The organism is Luteirhabdus pelagi, from assembly GCF_016827595.1.
GTDB lineage: Bacteria > Bacteroidota > Bacteroidia > Flavobacteriales > Flavobacteriaceae > Luteirhabdus > Luteirhabdus pelagi.
Genome location: NZ_JAECMS010000002.1, coordinates 878866 through 895810 on the forward strand (window position 1 = coordinate 878866; position 16945 = coordinate 895810).

16 protein-coding genes are annotated in these 16945 nt (G+C 41.9%); 4 read left to right on the forward strand and 12 right to left on the reverse strand.

What is annotated here, in order from left to right; all coding sequences use genetic code 11:
- Nucleotide 1: 1 nt before the first annotated feature.
- Nucleotides 2–1132: a TolB family protein gene (locus I4Q58_RS08855; protein WP_203295480.1), complete on the reverse strand. Its 1131-nt coding sequence runs from the start codon at nt 1130–1132 to the stop codon at nt 2–4.
- Between the two features lie 30 nt (nt 1133–1162).
- Between I4Q58_RS08855 and I4Q58_RS08860 the strand changes: the two genes are divergently transcribed.
- The gene (locus I4Q58_RS08860) at nt 1163–2398 is read left to right on the forward strand and encodes a M20/M25/M40 family metallo-hydrolase (RefSeq protein ID WP_203295481.1); all 1236 of its coding nucleotides are present in this window, start codon (nt 1163–1165) and stop codon (nt 2396–2398) included.
- On the opposite strand, the gene I4Q58_RS08865 is transcribed toward I4Q58_RS08860, so the two are convergent.
- Nucleotides 2395–2787 carry a DUF779 domain-containing protein gene (locus I4Q58_RS08865; protein WP_203295482.1) on the reverse strand — a complete coding sequence of 131 codons (393 nt, stop codon included), beginning with the start codon at nt 2785–2787 and terminating at the stop codon, nt 2395–2397. The two genes, I4Q58_RS08860 and I4Q58_RS08865, sit on opposite strands and share 4 nt — an antisense overlap.
- Nucleotides 2788–2851: 64 nt before the next feature.
- Nucleotides 2852–4375, reverse strand: a complete 1524-nt coding sequence (gene exaC / locus I4Q58_RS08870; protein ID WP_203295483.1) for an acetaldehyde dehydrogenase ExaC — start codon at nt 4373–4375, stop codon at nt 2852–2854.
- A 150-nt stretch (nt 4376–4525) separates the two neighbouring features.
- Here exaC and I4Q58_RS08875 point away from each other — a divergent pair, with 150 nt between their 5' ends.
- Together I4Q58_RS08875 and I4Q58_RS08880 are read left to right on the forward strand one after the other, a co-directional pair.
- Nucleotides 4526–5446: an AraC family transcriptional regulator gene (locus tag I4Q58_RS08875; protein ID WP_203295484.1), complete on the forward strand. Its 921-nt coding sequence runs from the start codon at nt 4526–4528 to the stop codon at nt 5444–5446.
- A gap of 186 nt (nt 5447–5632) precedes the next feature.
- Complete coding sequence (locus I4Q58_RS08880) at nt 5633–6223, forward strand: DUF4136 domain-containing protein (protein ID WP_203295485.1); 591 nt, start codon at nt 5633–5635, stop codon at nt 6221–6223.
- A gap of 50 nt (nt 6224–6273) precedes the next feature.
- Here I4Q58_RS08880 and I4Q58_RS08885 read toward each other — a convergent pair whose 3' ends face one another.
- The 4 genes from I4Q58_RS08885 to I4Q58_RS08900 form a co-directional block, all read right to left on the reverse strand.
- On the reverse strand, nt 6274–7767 hold the full coding sequence (locus I4Q58_RS08885) for a cellulose synthase family protein (RefSeq protein WP_203295486.1): 1494 nt from the start codon (nt 7765–7767) through the stop codon (nt 6274–6276).
- Complete coding sequence (locus I4Q58_RS08890; RefSeq protein WP_203295487.1) at nt 7764–8471, reverse strand: glycosyltransferase family 2 protein; 708 nt, start codon at nt 8469–8471, stop codon at nt 7764–7766. Before I4Q58_RS08890 ends, I4Q58_RS08885 begins: the two co-directional genes overlap by 4 nt.
- An 86-nt stretch (nt 8472–8557) precedes the next feature.
- Nucleotides 8558–10459: a 4Fe-4S dicluster domain-containing protein gene (locus I4Q58_RS08895; protein ID WP_203295488.1), complete on the reverse strand. Its 1902-nt coding sequence runs from the start codon at nt 10457–10459 to the stop codon at nt 8558–8560.
- Nucleotides 10460–10506: 47 nt separating this feature from the next.
- Nucleotides 10507–11823, reverse strand: a complete 1317-nt coding sequence (locus tag I4Q58_RS08900) for an NAD(P)/FAD-dependent oxidoreductase (RefSeq protein WP_203295489.1) — start codon at nt 11821–11823, stop codon at nt 10507–10509.
- A gap of 125 nt (nt 11824–11948) precedes the next feature.
- Here I4Q58_RS08900 and I4Q58_RS08905 point away from each other — a divergent pair, with 125 nt between their 5' ends.
- Nucleotides 11949–12941 carry a glycoside hydrolase family 113 gene (locus tag I4Q58_RS08905; RefSeq protein ID WP_203295490.1) on the forward strand — a complete coding sequence of 331 codons (993 nt, stop codon included), beginning with the start codon at nt 11949–11951 and terminating at the stop codon, nt 12939–12941.
- Nucleotides 12942–12978: 37 nt separating this feature from the next.
- Here I4Q58_RS08905 and I4Q58_RS08910 read toward each other — a convergent pair whose 3' ends face one another.
- The 5 genes from I4Q58_RS08910 to I4Q58_RS08930 all read right to left on the reverse strand — a co-directional run bounded on the left by I4Q58_RS08910 (nt 12979) and on the right by I4Q58_RS08930 (nt 16938).
- The gene (locus I4Q58_RS08910; RefSeq protein ID WP_203295491.1) at nt 12979–13413 is read right to left on the reverse strand and encodes a hemerythrin domain-containing protein; all 435 of its coding nucleotides are present in this window, start codon (nt 13411–13413) and stop codon (nt 12979–12981) included.
- Nucleotides 13414–13514: 101 nt separating this feature from the next.
- Nucleotides 13515–14273, reverse strand: coding sequence for a TIGR04283 family arsenosugar biosynthesis glycosyltransferase (locus I4Q58_RS08915; RefSeq protein WP_203295492.1), 759 nt, complete (start codon nt 14271–14273; stop codon nt 13515–13517).
- A 47-nt stretch (nt 14274–14320) separates the two neighbouring features.
- The gene (locus tag I4Q58_RS08920) at nt 14321–15121 is read right to left on the reverse strand and encodes a DUF547 domain-containing protein (protein ID WP_203295493.1); all 801 of its coding nucleotides are present in this window, start codon (nt 15119–15121) and stop codon (nt 14321–14323) included.
- A gap of 18 nt (nt 15122–15139) precedes the next feature.
- Entirely contained in the window at nt 15140–16066 is a 927-nt protein-coding gene (locus I4Q58_RS08925) for a sterol desaturase family protein (RefSeq protein WP_203295494.1), read from the reverse strand.
- A gap of 59 nt (nt 16067–16125) precedes the next feature.
- The gene (locus I4Q58_RS08930) at nt 16126–16938 is read right to left on the reverse strand and encodes a purine-nucleoside phosphorylase (protein WP_203295495.1); all 813 of its coding nucleotides are present in this window, start codon (nt 16936–16938) and stop codon (nt 16126–16128) included.
- Nucleotides 16939–16945: the final 7 nt, after the last annotated feature.

Sequence of the window (16945 nt, forward strand, 5' to 3'; positions counted from 1 at the left end):
GTTAATCAACCCACTCCGCGATAAACAGGTTGGTGTCTCGTGTGCCACCATTATTTCGGTTGGAAGAGAACACCAAATACTTCCCGTTGTTCGAGAATACCGGGAAAGCATCAAAGGTTTCACCGTGGGTAACGCGCTCGATATTTTTGCCATCCAAGTCGATCATATAAAGATTGAACGGAAAGCCACGTTCGGCTTCAAAATTACTGGAGAATAAGATCTTTTCACCAGAAGGATGGAAGAACGGTGCCCAGTTCGCGTTTCCGAGGTTGGTCAACTGACGCATATCACTACCATCAGCATTGCAAATGAAAAGTTCCATTTCGGTCGGTTGTACCAAGCCATCGGCCAAGAGGTTTTTGTATTCCGTAATTTCCTTTTCGGTTTTCGGACGCGAAGCACGGAAGATCAATTTGCTGCCATCGGGCGAGAAAAAGGCACCGCCGTCGTAGCCTAGCTCATCGGTGATTTGCTTTACATCGGTACCATCTAAATTCATGGTGTACAACTCCAAATCGCCACTTCTATCGCTGGTAAATACAATTTTATCCCCTTTCGGACTTACCGTTGCTTCAGCATCATAGCCAGGTTCATCAGTAAGTTGGGCAGTAATGTTGCCATCCAAATCGGCTACGAAAATATCGAAGCTATCATATACTGGCCAAACGTATTTTCCATTTTTCCGAAGTGGCACCTCTGGACAGTTTTCATCGACTAAATGCGTACTTGCATATACAATATGTTTATTGTCAGGTAAAAAATAAGAACAGGTCGTTCTACCTTTTCCCGTACTGATCATCGGAGGTTGCGAATCCTTGAAGGTTTCATCGATATCCATCAAAAACATCTGGTCGCATTCTACGCCCCAACCATTATAATTACTTTGGAAAATAAGCTGCTTGTCGTCAAAACTCCAGTAGGCTTCAGCATTATCGCCCCCAAAGGTTACCTGACGGATATTTTTAAAATGCTTTTCCTCGGGATAGATCAAGGAGTCGTTATCCCATTCCATCGCAACGGAAGAAGTCTCTTTTGCTACGGTTTCTTCAACTGCAACAGACTCGTTGTCTTCTGTTTGGTTTTTACAACTAAAAATCAAAAGCGTCAGAAATAAGCCGATGTAATATTTCATTTTCCAGTATTTTTGTGCAAAAATAATGATATGCGACTATTTGCAACACTTTTTTTGTTTTTACTGTTCATTAGCTGTAAAGAAAAGCAGCAGGCGAAGCCAATTTCGATGAAGGAGGAAGTCACATTTTTAGCAGATGATAAGCTGTCTGGACGTGAAACCGGCACGGAAGGCGAGCAAAAAGCTGCCGACTATTTGGTGAAGCGTTTTACCGATATTGGTCTTTCTCCGAAGGGTGCGTCTGGCGTGTATACACAGACCTTCACGTTTAAACCGAGCAGCAATCCGCATGAGGAGGCGAAATTTACCAATGCTGAAGACAGCACAATTACCGGCACCAATGTAGTAGGCTATATCGATAATAAAGCGGAGAGTACTGTGGTTATCGGAGCGCATTACGATCACTTGGGAATGGGTGGTGAAGGTTCTCTCTATCGTGAAGGTGAAGCGGTTCATAACGGCGCCGACGACAATGCGAGTGGTGTGGCGGTGTTGTTGAAGTTGGCTGAAAATCTCGTTGAAGAAGATGCGCCAAAAAACAACAACTATCTGTTTATTGCTTTTTCAGGTGAAGAAATGGGATTATTAGGGTCGAACTATTATGTGAAGAATCCGACTATCGATACCAAGAAAGTTAGTTATATGATGAATATGGACATGGTAGGGCGTTTAAATGAAGAGAATACGCTCGCGGTACACGGCGTAGGAACGTCACCCGTTTTCAAGCAAACCTTATTTGCGAATAATGACCAAGGCTTAAACATCACTGAACACGAAAGTGGGGTTGGACCAAGCGACCATACCTCATTTTACTTAGCCGATATTCCTGTACTCCACTTTTTCACCGGTCAGCATGAGGACTATCATAAGCCAGGCGACGATGCCGAAAAGTTGAATTATGAAGGTATGCAAAAGGTCCAAAACTATATCTATAATATTATTTCAGACTTGGATGATAATGGTCAGTTAGCCTTTAAAAAGACCAAGAATGAAAGTGAAGCGGTTCCTGATTTTAAAGTAACCTTAGGGGTTGTACCCGATTATCTTTTCGATGGTGAAGGAATGCGAATTGATGGTGTAAGTGAAGACCGTCCAGCGCAGAAAGCGGGATTACAGAAAGGCGATATCGTAAAGAAGATGGGCGAACATGATGTAAATGACATGATGAGCTATATGAAGTCGCTTTCAAAATTTGAAAAAGGGCAAACGGCAACCGTCATGATCGAACGCGATGGCGAACTGATGGAAGTGGAGGTAACCTTTTAAGAAGGCAGTGTCTCGTTTCGTTGCGCTTCCAACTTTCGGAAATGTTCGGTCTCTTCTTCAGTCATCAAGCGTGATTTTATCAAGAATCGGATGCCTAAGGGGATTTCAACCGAAAAACTCGAACCACGACCTTTGGTGATATCAACTGTAAGATGGGTGTGTTTCCAATATTCATACTGGTCCTGATTCATATAGAACGGAACGCTGGCTACTTCACCTAACAGGATATCGCTTTCATCGATATAAAAATCTTCCTTTGATAGCAGCATAGGAGAGGAGCCATCGCAACAGCCACCGCTTTGGTGAAAGATCAATTCGCCATGTTGTTCTTTCATCTGTTCCACTATATCAAAAGCTTCTGGGGTAATGTCTACACGTGTCTTCTTCATAACAATTTAAATTTACAAAAAGGGCCGGAAAATACCGGCCCTGATAATCAATAGCAACTAGTTTCTAAAAGAATCCTAATTTGTTCTTATCATAAGAAATAAGCATATTCTTGGTCTGACGGTAATGGTCTAGCATCATCTTGTGGTTTTCACGTCCGATACCAGATTTCTTATAGCCACCAAAAGGTGCATGGGCAGGATACGCATGGTAATTATTTACCCACACACGGCCGGCCTTAACCTCACGGGAAATTTGATAGGCCTGGTGCATATCACGAGTCCAAACCCCTGCACCAAGTCCGTAGAGGGTATCATTGGCTATTTCAATGGCTTCTGCTTCATCCTTAAAGGAGGTGACACAAACTACTGGTCCAAAGATCTCTTCCTGGAACACCCGCATTTTGTTATTTCCTTTGAAGATGGTTGGTTGAATATAATACCCACCTTCTAAGCCTTCATTATATGCGCTATCGCCACCGGCCAAGACCTCACAGCCTTCTTCCTTCCCAATGTTGATATAGTTCAGTATCTTCTCATACTGATCATTTGAAGCCTGTGCGCCCATCATGGTTTCAGGGTCTAGGGGGTGACCAATTTTGATTGCTTTGGTTCGTTCCACCACTTTCTCCATAAATTCGTCGAAGATGCTTTCTTCAACCAAAATTCGTGACGGACAGGTACATACTTCCCCTTGGTTAAAGGCGAAAAGTACCGCTCCTTCAATGGCCTTGTCAAGGAATTCATCATCCTTATCCATAACGCTCTTGAAGAAGATATTTGGTGATTTTCCGCCTAGCTCCAAGGTTACGGGGATAATATTTTTGGATGCATATTGCATAATCAATTGTCCGGTGGTGGTTTCTCCGGTAAAGGCAATTTTCTTGATTCTTGGGCTTGAGGCTAATGGTTTTCCTGCTTCGAGACCGAAGCCATTTACAATGTTCAAGACTCCTTTTGGAACTACATCCTGGATCAGTTCGGCTAAGATCATGATGCCTACGGGAGTTTGCTCAGCAGGCTTTAATACCACGCAGTTTCCAGCGGCTAAGGCAGGCGCTAATTTCCAAGCAGCCATTAAGATAGGGAAGTTCCATGGAATGATTTGTCCGACCACGCCCAACGGTTCCCAAATATTCATGGAAACAGTGTTCGCATCCAATTCGCTTGCGGTACCTTCTTCAGCACGAATTACTCCCGCGAAATAGCGGAAATGGTCAACTGCTAGCGGAAGGTCGGCATTTGTCGTCTCACGGATTGGTTTTCCATTGTCCCATGTTTCGGCACGTGCTAATACTTCAATGTTATCTTCAATAATATCGGCGATCTTTAATAGGACATTGCTTCGTTCTGTAGCAGAAGTTTTATTCCAGCTTTCGGCGGCTTCCCAAGCAGCATCTAGCGCCTTATCGATGTCTTCCTTGGTAGAACGCGCTACTTTGGTAAAGGAATTGCCATCGACGGGAGAAATGCTTTCAAAATATTCTCCTTTTACGGGCGACACCCATTTTCCGCCAATAAAGTTATCGTAGGTGTCCTTAAACTTCGGCCTTTCGATAGCCGTTCCCGATTTTGTTTGTATATCACTCATAATCGTAAAATTTTAGGTTTAGAATTTGTAATTTTATAATTCTTATAAAGATATTTTAATGAATCGCTAATGAGTTGTACGATTCTATTCAAGAATGACACATTTCTATATTCTTGATTATCAATAAGAAAAAAGTAAGTATACTTGGGTATGAAACATTCGTTGGCAAAACATAGAGAGAGTCGTAAGATCTACACATTAGTAGAGAACCGTACTACGTATAATGCCGATTATTCGGAACTGAATGTCTTCGAGACCCATCAGGTGGCCAACAAGATTTCCCTTACGTTCGATTTTCCTGTTATTGCGAGTATGCTTACCGGAAAGAAGGTGATGCATTTAAAAGGAATGCCGGAATTCGACTTTTTACCTGGCGAATCGGTGGTGATGCCTTCTGGTGAAGAAATGGTTATTGATTTCCCCATCGCTTCGAAAGAAAATCCTACGCAATGCTTAGCGTTGGGCATCGATTCCGAAAAAATTAATGAAGTGGCCCTAAAGTTTAACGAACACGTTGCCATTGAAGAGGAGAATAGCGATTGGCGTTTGGAAGACGGGTTGCCTTCTCATTTGACCAATCAAGTTGAAGTGAACTATTTAATCGATCGGTTGGTGACTACTTTTACCAATAATGTTGGGTCAAAAGATGTATTAATCGATTTGATGATTCAGGAATTGATTGTACGATTGCTTCAGACCAAGGCGAAATATAGCATTTTGCACGGTTTGGATATGTTTAGCGACACACGTATCGGGACGGTAGTGAAGTATATTAAGGAGAATCTAACCGATAGAACCATCGATGTGGATACCTTGGCGGAAAAAGCCTATATGAGCACCTCCAACTTTCACAAGAAATTCAAGAATACCTTGGGCATCTCACCCATCGATTTCATGAATTCTGAGAAGATAAAATTCGCCAAAAAACTGATGAAGCGACATCGAAAGATGTTGATTTCAGAAGTGGCGTACAAATCGGGCTTTAATAATGTAAGTTACTTCAACCGACAATTCAAGAAATTGGAATTAATGACGCCACAACAGTTCAAACAATCCTTCCATAAAATTTAGTTGAAACATTGCTAAATATTTTCAGACTTTGAGAACTTTTGCAACGAAAATTAATTTTTTACCCGTTAGCGTTATAAAATAGCGTTAAAGTGTTAAGGAATTAGTTAAACTACTTATAAACAAAGGCGAGCTAGCTTTTGAACGGTAAAGAATTAATATCTTGCTACCATTCAAAAAGACATTGTTATGAAGATATTAATGTGTACATGTATTGTATTACTACCTTTATTATTGATTAGTTGCGGCCCAAAAGTAGCAACAGAAAATCCATCTGATGCCAATTTGGAGAACTATAATACATTTGCGTATTTACCAAATGCTGTAGAAATGGATGAATCGGTTACTAATGAGGAGCAGGTTAATAAAGAAATTATTACGACCATAAATGCAAATTTAAGACAGGCTGGTTTTCGCATGGATAGGGATACGCCCGATTTATTGGTTTTGGTAAGTGTTAAAGCCGATACAGAAGTGGCTACAGATACGAATCCCGTTTATGTCAATTACCCCTATCGACCAACAGTTTCAAAAATTAGCCCTTATTATGCGCGTTATTATTATCGAGATTATTCGGGATATTCAAATTTAGCAGGCTATGATACCGATACTTATACCTATAAGGAAGGTACATTAGTTGTGGATTTAGTAGATAAAAGAACAAAAGAAACAGTTTGGAAAGGTTTTACATCGGCAAGTATATATAACCGCAATACTACCGCAGCAATTGCCGACTTAGTTAATCAAATTTTTGATGAATACCCTATGAAGAGAAGATAGGATATCTCATTTATAGAAGTAGTCTACCCGGCCATATTTTGGTCGGGTTTTTATATGCGTGAAAAGATACTTTTGAAGAAGACAAAGCCGAAACCTATAAATAGCATTAGGTGAAATGGGAACAGTCCAAAATCGCCTCCTTGATCACCTACTATGAATGCTGAATACATTCCAAATCCGAAATAAAGCATCAATAACCCTTCTATTACTACATTTGGTGAAAGGTTGTTGCTGAGATATTTATTCCCGCGCCAGGATTCCTTTAAGGAACTGATGTTGAATTTCGGAGTTCTAATAAATTCACTCTTCTTCCCAAAATGACCTTCCAATACTGCAATACTATTATGTAGCGAAAAGCCCATTGCAATCGAAAAGAAGGTGACGAACATGGCACAATACTTCAAGAATTGAGTGAGTCCGCCGCCGTAGATATTTTTGTATGTAAACCAATAGCAAATGAAGAAAATGACGGTACTGATAACGAAAAAGCTCATCACAAAGAAGTACCATTTCAAGTGTTCGTATTCATTTTTGATATAGAGCATCGGAATGCTTAAAATTGCTACGATAAGGATGTTTAGGAACATCGTACTGTTCAATAAATGAAGCGTTCCGTGAACTTTTGTTTTAAAGGGAATTTCACGATTCGTCCAGACCCTTTTTAGCATTTTTCGAAAATTCTCTGCACCTCCCTTATTCCACCGAAATTGCTGCGAACGTGCCGCTGAAATCACCACGGGCAATTCGGCGGGGGTTTCGACATCTTCCAGGTACTTGAATTTCCATTTCTTCAATTGCGCTCGATAGCTAAGATCAAGGTCTTCGGTCAAAGTATCGCCTTCCCAATTCCCCGCATCCAATATGCATTCCTTTCGCCATACACCAGCGGTTCCGTTAAAATTGATAAAATGCCCTTTGCTGTTTCGTCCGACCTGCTCTAGGGTAAAATGCGCATCCAAAGCAAAGGCCTGAACCCTTGTTAAAAGGGAATATTTTCTATTTAAATGTCCCCAACGCGTTTGCACCACCCCAATTTCAGGATTTTTGAAGTGTGGAATGGTACGCTGCAACCAATTTTTCTTTGGAAGAAAATCGGCATCGAATATGGCAATGAATTCGCCTTTGGCACTTTTGAGCCCTTCTTTCAATGCACCGGCTTTAAAATTCACCCTATCTTTTCGTGAAATATGCTGAATATCCAATCCTGTAGCCTGAAGCTTTTCAATATGAGAAGCCGTCGTCTGAAAACTCTCGTCGGTGCTATCGTCCAATACCTGAATCTCAAGTTTATCCTTTGGATAGTCAAGCTGGGAAATATTGTCCAATAGACGCTCCATAACATATAGTTCGTTATAAACGGGAAGCTGAATGGTTACATGCGGGGTTTCACTTGGGTTGGATAGGTCGAAGACTTGGCCATTTGAGCTTATCTGACGCTTTGATCGTAGGTAATTGAAGAGAAGGTTCAGCTGTGTCAGCGCATACAGAAAGATAAGCAGTAGCGCGATGGTATAGGTTACAATGACGAAGGTCTCAAGAATCATTTCTTCAAACTGTATTTAAAAATCCAGCCTAAAATCTTTACGCCGGCAAAGATAGCACCTTTTATCGTTCCGGAAACTTTAGATTCGCCACCGCCGCGATTGCGATAATGGACTGGAACTTCCGAATAAGGGACATCCTTTTGTAACACCTTCAACTGCATTTCAACCGTCCATCCATAGGTTTTGTCCTCCATTTGTAACGATTGAAGGGTGTTATATCGTATTGCTCGAAAGGGGCCTAAGTCTGTAAACTTTGAATTGAAAAACAATTTCATTAAAAACGTAGCAAGCCAATTTCCAAACCGTTGTGGGAAGGTCATTGCCCCTTTTTCACGCAAATTCGGTACTCTGGCACCCACCACAAAATCTACTTTGTTTTCAACAATTGGAGCGACAATTTTTTCCATTTCCTCAGGGTGATCGCTATAGTCCGCATCTAGAAATACGACGATATCTGGTTGAGGGTTTTGTCGCGATAGGTAGTCAATACCTTTCAAACAGGCATATCCATATCCTTGTCGAGGTTCGGAAAGCACCGTAGCGCCAGCTTCCTTTGCGACCGTATATGTGGTATCGCTACTGTTATTGTTCACCACCACTATTTCTGAAATCATCGTAGGAATATCGCTGAGTACCGTACCGATGGTTTCCGCTTCGTTATGGGCTGGTATTATGACTTTAATGATGGATGCAGAAGCTTTCATTGCGGCTGCGAAGATACTGTTTTAAACCCACAGGATTTTCGAAAATCCCGCAGGGTTTAAAATACCCTGCGGGATTAAATAGAAAATTATCTTTTATTCACATAGGACATCAAGTCGACATCGTTTCCAAGCAAAACGTCGTTACCTTCAATGCGGCCTTCTCGCGGTCCGTTTTCAAGCTTTAGCACCCCTCTTGGACACACCGCCGAGCAAATGCCGCAGCCTACACAGGAGCTACGTACGATGTTTTCACCTTTTTGGGCATAGGCCTTTACATCGATTCCCATTTCACAATAGGTAGAACAATTTCCACAACTGATACACTGACCGCCGTTGGTCGTAATACGGAAGCGTGAAAAAAGCCGCTGCTGAAAACCAAGGATAGCGGCCATCGGGCAACCGAAGCGACACCAAACGCGACTCCCGAAGATAGGGTAGAAGCCAACGCCAATGACCCCACTAAACATAGCACCGATTAAAAAGCCGTACCACTGACGAAGCTTGTAGGCTTCAAAAAAGAATAGTTTTCCTGGTGAACTGAAATAGGTAAACAACAAAATCCCAATAACTATCACGAAATAACCGATTGCTCCATATTTGGCATCTTTCGCCAGTTGCTCTCTTCGGAAAAGCATCACCCAGCCAAAGACCAAGGTGAGGAGGATGATAACGCCCCAAACGAATTGCTCTTTTGTAACCCATGTGTCGTCGTAGAAAACCGTTTCGGTTCCATTTTCGATTGTAATTCGATCGGTTGCAGGTGAATCGATCAGAAACGTTGCACTTTGTCCATTCTTTGCTCGTTCAATCGCAACTTCATTTTCCAAGGCTGAAATGGTCTCGAAAGGAATGGTAATGCCTTCTCTGTTTTCGAGTGTTGGTGGTGGGGTTGAAGCATCTTCGTTCAAATAAAAAACTTGGGTCGCACCCGCTTTTTGTGCAGCGATGATTTTATCGTGCAGCGGTTTTCCTTCTAATTCTGAAAATACAACCGATTTATTTTCCAATTGGCTCCATTCTGAAATATTGGTCGATTCGTTATTCCGAAGATAATCGAACACTACGGCCGTAGTCATAACCACTACAAATACCACCACGCTATGCACAACCCAGCGTTCCACCTTCCAGGCCGACATACGTTTGTCGGATAAGTGTCGAAATGGATCGCCGGCTGTTTCCGCCAATCCTCCACAGCCACATACCCAGGAGCAATACCAGCGTTTTCCGTAGAAGTAGGTAAGGAGCGGCGTAATGACCAAAATGGAAAGCACTCCGAAGATAAGCATGATCAGACCAATGTCGCCAGCACTTAAAAACTCATTGATTTTATAACCTGCGAAAAGTTCGTAATTCAGCGGCCAAACGTTTTTTAAATCGTAGTACGGAAGGTTCAATCGAACCAAAAATTCAGGGATGAGAAACGCAAATGCCAATTGAAAGAACATTACCGAAATGGTACGGATGATTTCATATTTATTGTGACGGTATTTCCAAATGAACTTGAGTCCAAAGGCTAAAATAGCCAAGGTATAAAGCGTGCCATAGACAAACCACTGACTGGCCGGGCCACCATTAATCAAATAACTCAGCGGATCAAACAATGAAATAATGCCCCGATTATCGCCATCCTGTACCAATCCCAAATACTGTGGAAACCAATACAGCGCTACATAAAAGAGGGTTAGTAAGATACCCAACACCCAGGCCCAAAATCCGCGTGACGAAAGCGATTTGAAATATACCCCATCATTTTTGATGCCTTCATGCTTAGGGAGATAGGCGGCCGCACTAAACCAAATAGTCCCCACGGCAATGCTTCCCAGTGAAAGCCATAACCAAAGCGTTTTGTTCGGTAATTCAACATTGAATAGCGAGACCAATAAAATAGCTAATCCAATCAATCCGATAGCCGTCGCTACCTTTTGCTGGGTATTGATGGTCTTTGGCGGTTCGCCGGTAAGCGACATGTTTCTTTGGACAGTGCTCATATATTTTATATTTCGACCTCACAGATTTCAAAAACCTGTGAGGTTGTTTATATAATTACATTTTTTTCATTTTTATAAAACTCCTTCTGAATCTCCTTTTCAAAACGGCGGTAAAACTCAGGATCGAAGTTGGCGTGTTTCAAATGCTTTACAACATAATCGACATCGCGTTCTTCTCGCAGCCACATATCAAAAGTTTTATGCTTCATTCGTATTCCGAAGGTATTGATGCCCAAAAACTTCCTTGATTCAGTATGATAGGCGATGGTCACAAATTGTTTTTCATCTGCGCTCTTCCAATGAAACTGATTTTCAAAGTCCTTTCTACGCCTTGCAGGCTGCACCCAACCGTAGGTTTGATATTCGATGTCGAAAAATTTGGCAGAGTTGAACCACGGGCCAGGATTGTATTCCCACGGAGTGCCACAAATAGTCTGGGCGACAGTTTCTCCCATCATTCTACCCGTATACCACACCGCTTCGACAGGAGGTCGATTGCCAATCGGTTCACGCTGTTGCGCACAATCGCCAATAGCATATACGTTTTGAATATTTGTTTCTAATTTGCGATTTACCAACACCCCTTTGTCGGTTTCAATCTTGCTGTTTTGTAAGAAAGAAATAGCGGGTTTCACACCGGTAGCAATGCAAACCAAGTTGCATTCCAGGGTTTCGCCAGTAGTAATTTTCACCCCACGAACCCGTCCGTTTTCATCTCCTAAAATTTCATCGAGTTCGGTATTATGACGAAGATCCACATGATGTGATTCGATGTGTTGCGAGAGCAATTCGGCTTCAAACTTTGGAAGGGCACTCGTCCAAAAAGCGTTTTCACGGACTAAAAAAGTAACATCGATATCACGGGTTCGGAGCATTTCTGCCAATTCAACCCCAATTAGGCCGCCACCTATTATTACAGCTTTCGGACATTCTTGCTTATTCGGAGCATTCTTTTCAAGCGCTTCCAAGTCTTGCTTTGTGACTAGCCCTTGCACGCCTTCAAGTTCTAACCCTTTCCATCCGAAGGTCGCTGTGGTACTGCCACTGGCAATTATTAAGGTATCGTAGGAAAGTGTATCCCCTTCAGCAAAATGAAGCGTCTTTGCGGCGGTGTCCACGTTTTCAACATAGCCATTTTTAAGGTTGAAGTCGTTTTTCTCCCAAAAGTATTTCTCATACGGTTCGATATCCCACCAACGCATATGGCCCATATACACATACATTAGCGCTGTTCTTGAAAAGAAATAATCTGCCTCAGCAGAAATTAGCGTAATTTTTTTCTGGGATGAATCGGCTTGCTTTCGGATATGCCGAGCAGCGGTAACACCTGAAATACCATTTCCGATAATAACGATATGCTCCATGGTTAGTTGAAAAGTTGGAGGGTTGGTCGTAGGGAAAGATACGGAATTACAGATAGAAATTATTCACAGTAAAAAGTTAAACACAGCTTATAATATTTATTTTTTCACGTATTTTCAGGGTTGAAATGAAACGACTCCTATTCGCTTTACTATTCGTACACCTTTGTTTCGGTCAATCGGGAAAGATTAACGGCGTCAGTTTCGTCGCCCATCGTGACACGATTTCGGAAGTACATATTCAACCCATATTGAAGGTGAATGCCAATTATGCCGCCATCATGCCGTTCGGATTTATACGAGAGGAGGTCGACAGCAGCTTGATTCACTACAACACCCACCGACAATGGTATGGCGAAACCATTGAAGGTGCAGCGCAGTATATTCGAAAATTGAAGGAACAGGGTGTTTCCATAATGTTGAAACCCCAAATTTGGATTGGGCACGGAACCTTCACCGGGCATTATAAGATGAACTCAGAAGAAGGCTGGCAGGCTTTTGAAACCTCCTATCGTGATTTTATTCTGGATTTTGCAAAACTTGCTGAAAGGGAAAAGGTTGAAATTTTCTGTATCGGAACCGAATTGGAAGCCTTTGTGATGGCGCGACCTGAATTTTGGTCGATGATAATTTCTGAAATTAAATCAATTTATAAAGGAAAACTGACCTATGCCGCCAATTGGGATGAATACGCTGAAGTTCCTTTTTGGAAGGAATTGGACTATATTGGAATCGATGCGTATTTCCCGATTTCGGAAGCTATGACCCCTTCGGTTGCAGTAGCTAAAAAAGGATGGCAGCCTTGGAAACGGGAGCTACGAATGTTCTCTGAAGCGAAAGGAAAACGAATTCTTTTTACCGAATACGGCTATCGCAGTATGGATCATGCTGGAAAGCAACCCTGGCATAGTGGTCGGGAGGAGGAAAGTTTGAATATCACGGCTCAAGGAAATTTACTTACCGCTTTGTATGAAGAACTCTGGAACGAGCCGTGGATGGCAGGTGGTTTTTTATGGAAGTGGTTTGTCGATCACGATAGCGTGGGCGGACCGTTAAACAACCAATTTACGGTTCAGAACAAACCGACAGAATTGGTGGTGCAATATTATTATGCGAATTAGACCTCACAGGTTTCAAAAACCTGTGAGGTCTAAATAATTATCTATTCTTCTTCATCTCTTCCAAATAGTCCTTGGCGATGCTTATTTTTTGTTCTTCGGTAAAGATTTTTCCAGCTAACTGGAAAAAACTGTGTTCTTCATCTTCTAGGTGGTGCTCTACCTTATCGCATAATTGCTTCGCATAAGTCAGCCATGCGGGTGAATCCATATCGGTATCATCAATTTTTTCGATTAATTCATCCATTTCATGATGCTCGGCTATACCATGACGTGCCTGGTCCTGCATTTTATCGGTGTGGATTAACGGAGCGTAAAACGTGCGTTCTTCCGCGTCGGCGTGCACTTGTAATTCGTGCTTCAATTTTTCCCACATTTCCTTGCGGCCTTTGCTTTCACCAGAAGTGGAAGTAACAAGTCTGCATAATTCGCGTTGCTTGTCGTGGTCTTTTCGGATGGCTTCAAATATGTTCATAGTCTTTTTGTTTGATTAATCATCCCAAATTAGGGAGGAACAAAAAGACTTACTGTTTACAAAATCCTAAAATTTTGTAGTTTAAAAACATTCTATATTGCTTACGCTTCCTGTGGTTGCGCTGTGTGAAGTTCGGATAGCTTTTCCTTGCACTTTAGTCGGATATGTTTTGAATAATAGGCGTAGAGCTCATCGGCATCGGCACCCAACCATTTTTTCACATAAATCGTCCAGAAATGATATTGTACATACCAAACTCCGAGGGTTCGATACAGTCGTGCAGAGGAGGTCAACTTTTTATTGATAACGGTGAAGGTGTCACGCTCATACAATTCATTCAACAGAATGTTATCTTCGTATATGATATAACTTTCATCATACCCGCCAATCTCGTTGAAGAGTTCTTTTGTTATAAACTGACTCTGATCGCCGCCGCGACAAGCACGCCAGTTAAATTTCGTTAACCAACTTGCCAATCGCAACCACCAATGGTTACTATCGAACTGCATTCTAAAACAACCGGCTGGATTTTCTTTTTTCACTTCATCCAAAATCAACTGATCAAAATTTCTAGGAGGAAAAGAATCGGCATGTAGAAAATACAAGACATCACCGGTAGCATTTCTTGCGCCAGCATTCATCTGTTTGGCGCGACCTTTAGCCGATTTTACAAACCTCACAGGTTTTTGAAACCTGTGAGGTTTAAAACTCTTCACCTGTTCTTCGGTGTTATCATCACTTCCGCCATCCACTACTATTATTTCGGAAATGTTTTGAGGATTTGAATGGGAAGTAAGGTGTTTTAATAATGCTGATATGGTTTCAGCTTCATTAAGAACAGGAATGATAATGCTTAGCATAGGGTAAACTTACGGGAATCCTTCAGATTAATTGTTATGGTAGCCGATTATTGTTCGTTTAAATTCCAATCGTACTCCTTGTATTGAAGCTCAGCTTGAGGATTGATCTTCGTATTGCTATACTGATTAATAAACCCGATAACATTGGTTTCACCATCAACCTTATAATCCTTTTTATACCAATCGAAGATACGGCTCAACTTAGGAGAGTTGGCAGTAATGTCATTTTTATCACTGTTGATGAATTCTTTGGTTACCCTGTCTAATTGCTCGTTAATTTTTGAAGCCGTATAAGCTTCATTCAGCAATTTCGGACAGGAAATGGAAGCGCAATTTATAGCGAAGTGAATACGGGGTTCGTCCATTTTCCGAAGAATACCATTTTCAACACCACCGAGGGAAAGCTCACGTCCACCTACAGGAATAAAACCTTTGGTAAAGACTCCATCGATATCCTGAATGCTTTTTACAGGATAGTTCTGAAGAATCACATCCACCGTATAGGCATTGTACAAATTGATATAATAGGCCAACAATTCCTGTACGCTCCAGTCATCCGTTGGCTTTTGGCTCGACAACATTTGGAGGTATTGGTTCAATTGCTCACGATCGTTCATAAAGCCTTTGTAATCGACCATTCCTTCACTGTCTACATGCTTTTTCAAAAGTTTATCCCAAGTAGCATGATCAACATTCATCGCGCTGTTTGCAGTTGTGGAGGTCAATTCACCTTCAACTTTTTTGGTAGGCTGTCCTTGACTGCTAAAGCCAGCAGCTGAAAGAAGGTTACACGCCTGAAGATTCAAGCTAATAATTAATATGGAAAGTAGCTGTAATACGTATTTCATGATGTATGAATTATAAGTTTAGGTCGCCGACCTGTCCTCATTCCTTACATACGGGATATTATGGGGTTTGGTTTTTAGAGGATAAATTTCCTGACCCAAAAAGCCTTGTGGAAAGGTCTCATCGCCCTCAAAGCCCAATTCAATATCGCGACCGTCGTGTGGAATATGGTCGGTCTTGAAAAGATAGTCCCATACACTCAAACTAATCCCAAAGTTAACGCCGTATTGTGCGTGTTTTGGGAGAACTTTAGCATGATGCCAGATATGCATCTTCGGATTGTTGAAAATATAGCGCAACGGCCCGTAATCCCAACCGAGATTGGCGTGATTCAAATGCCCGATGGCCAAAGCCGAAAAATGTACGATTGCCACATCCTGAACTTCGAAACCACCGATTATGGCCAGCGGAATATATAACAACGATTTATACACCACGGGTTCCATCCAATGATAGCGAAGATGTGCTGCAAAGCCCATTTCCTTCACCGAATGGTGTACCTGGTGAAACTTCCATAAAAAAGGTACGCGATGTAATAACCGGTGGGTGTTCCATTGTACAAAATCGGAAATTAAGAAGAACACTAAAAGTCCTAGTCCGTAGGGAAGGGCATCAACATCGAGCAGTTCGAAATCGGATAGTTGCAAGCCTATCAATCCCAAAATATCGTTGAAGACTTCGGCAGCTGCGTTGGATAGAAAAATCAAGACGATGAGGTTCAGCAGAAAAAAGTTGAAAAACATATAAAACGTATCCAACCAAAAATCCTTTCTGAATACCTTCTGATTCTTTCGCCAGGGAAAAATCATTTCCAATACCCACACCAAAAGGCTTACGGCAATCAAGCCATAGAAATAGTTCTCCCAGTGAAAGCGGGTAATCTCATCCCATAAATAATGGAAATAACCCGTGTACGAATCCTTGAATATTTGAAAATACTTCTCCATAAAAAAACCTGTCCATCAGTCGTTGAACAGGTTTCAAAATTACGGTTTTTTGAAATTTGTTATAGTTGTTTGATCAGTTCACTGAAAAGCGTAATCATTTCCGGTTCGGCCTTGTTTGCCATGGTGATAATTTCCTGAATATTGACCGGCTGCAAATTGTCTGGGTCGCACTCGTCGGTTAATACGGAAACCGCCGCTACTGGAAGGTTCAAGTGGTTTGCTACGATCACTTCAGGTACAGTACTCATACCAACGGCATCGGCGCCAATGATTTTTAAGTATCGGTATTCGGCTCTGGTTTCTAATTGTGGTCCAACCACTGAAGCGTACACTCCTTTATGAAGATTTATATCGTTTTCAGAAGCGATTTTCTCTAGCAACATATTCATATCGCGATCGTAGGGAGCGCTCATGTCGACAAAGCGTTCGCCCATTTTCTCCACGCCACGGAAGGCGAGGGGAGAACCACCTTGCAGGTTGATATGATCATCGATAAGCATAATTTCACCTTTCTTAAAATCAAGATTTACCGCTCCGGCAGCGTTGCTTACCAAAAGTTTCTTCACGCCAAGCGCATGCATCACTCGAACTGGGAAGGTAACGTCGCGTAGCGTATAGCCTTCATAAACATGAAAACGACCCTGCATTAAAATGACCTTTTTGCCAGAAAGTGTCCCGAAGATCAATTTTCCATGGTGAAATTCGACGGTTGCCGTAGGAAAGTTCGGAATATGGTTATAGCTCATTTCACTTTGGATTTCCACTTCTTCCAATATCTTACCTAAACCTGTTCCCAAGATGATTCCAACCTCTGGTTCACCGAAGCCGCGATCTTTCAGAAAGGCGGCCGATTCGTCTATATATCGTTGCATGCTCATG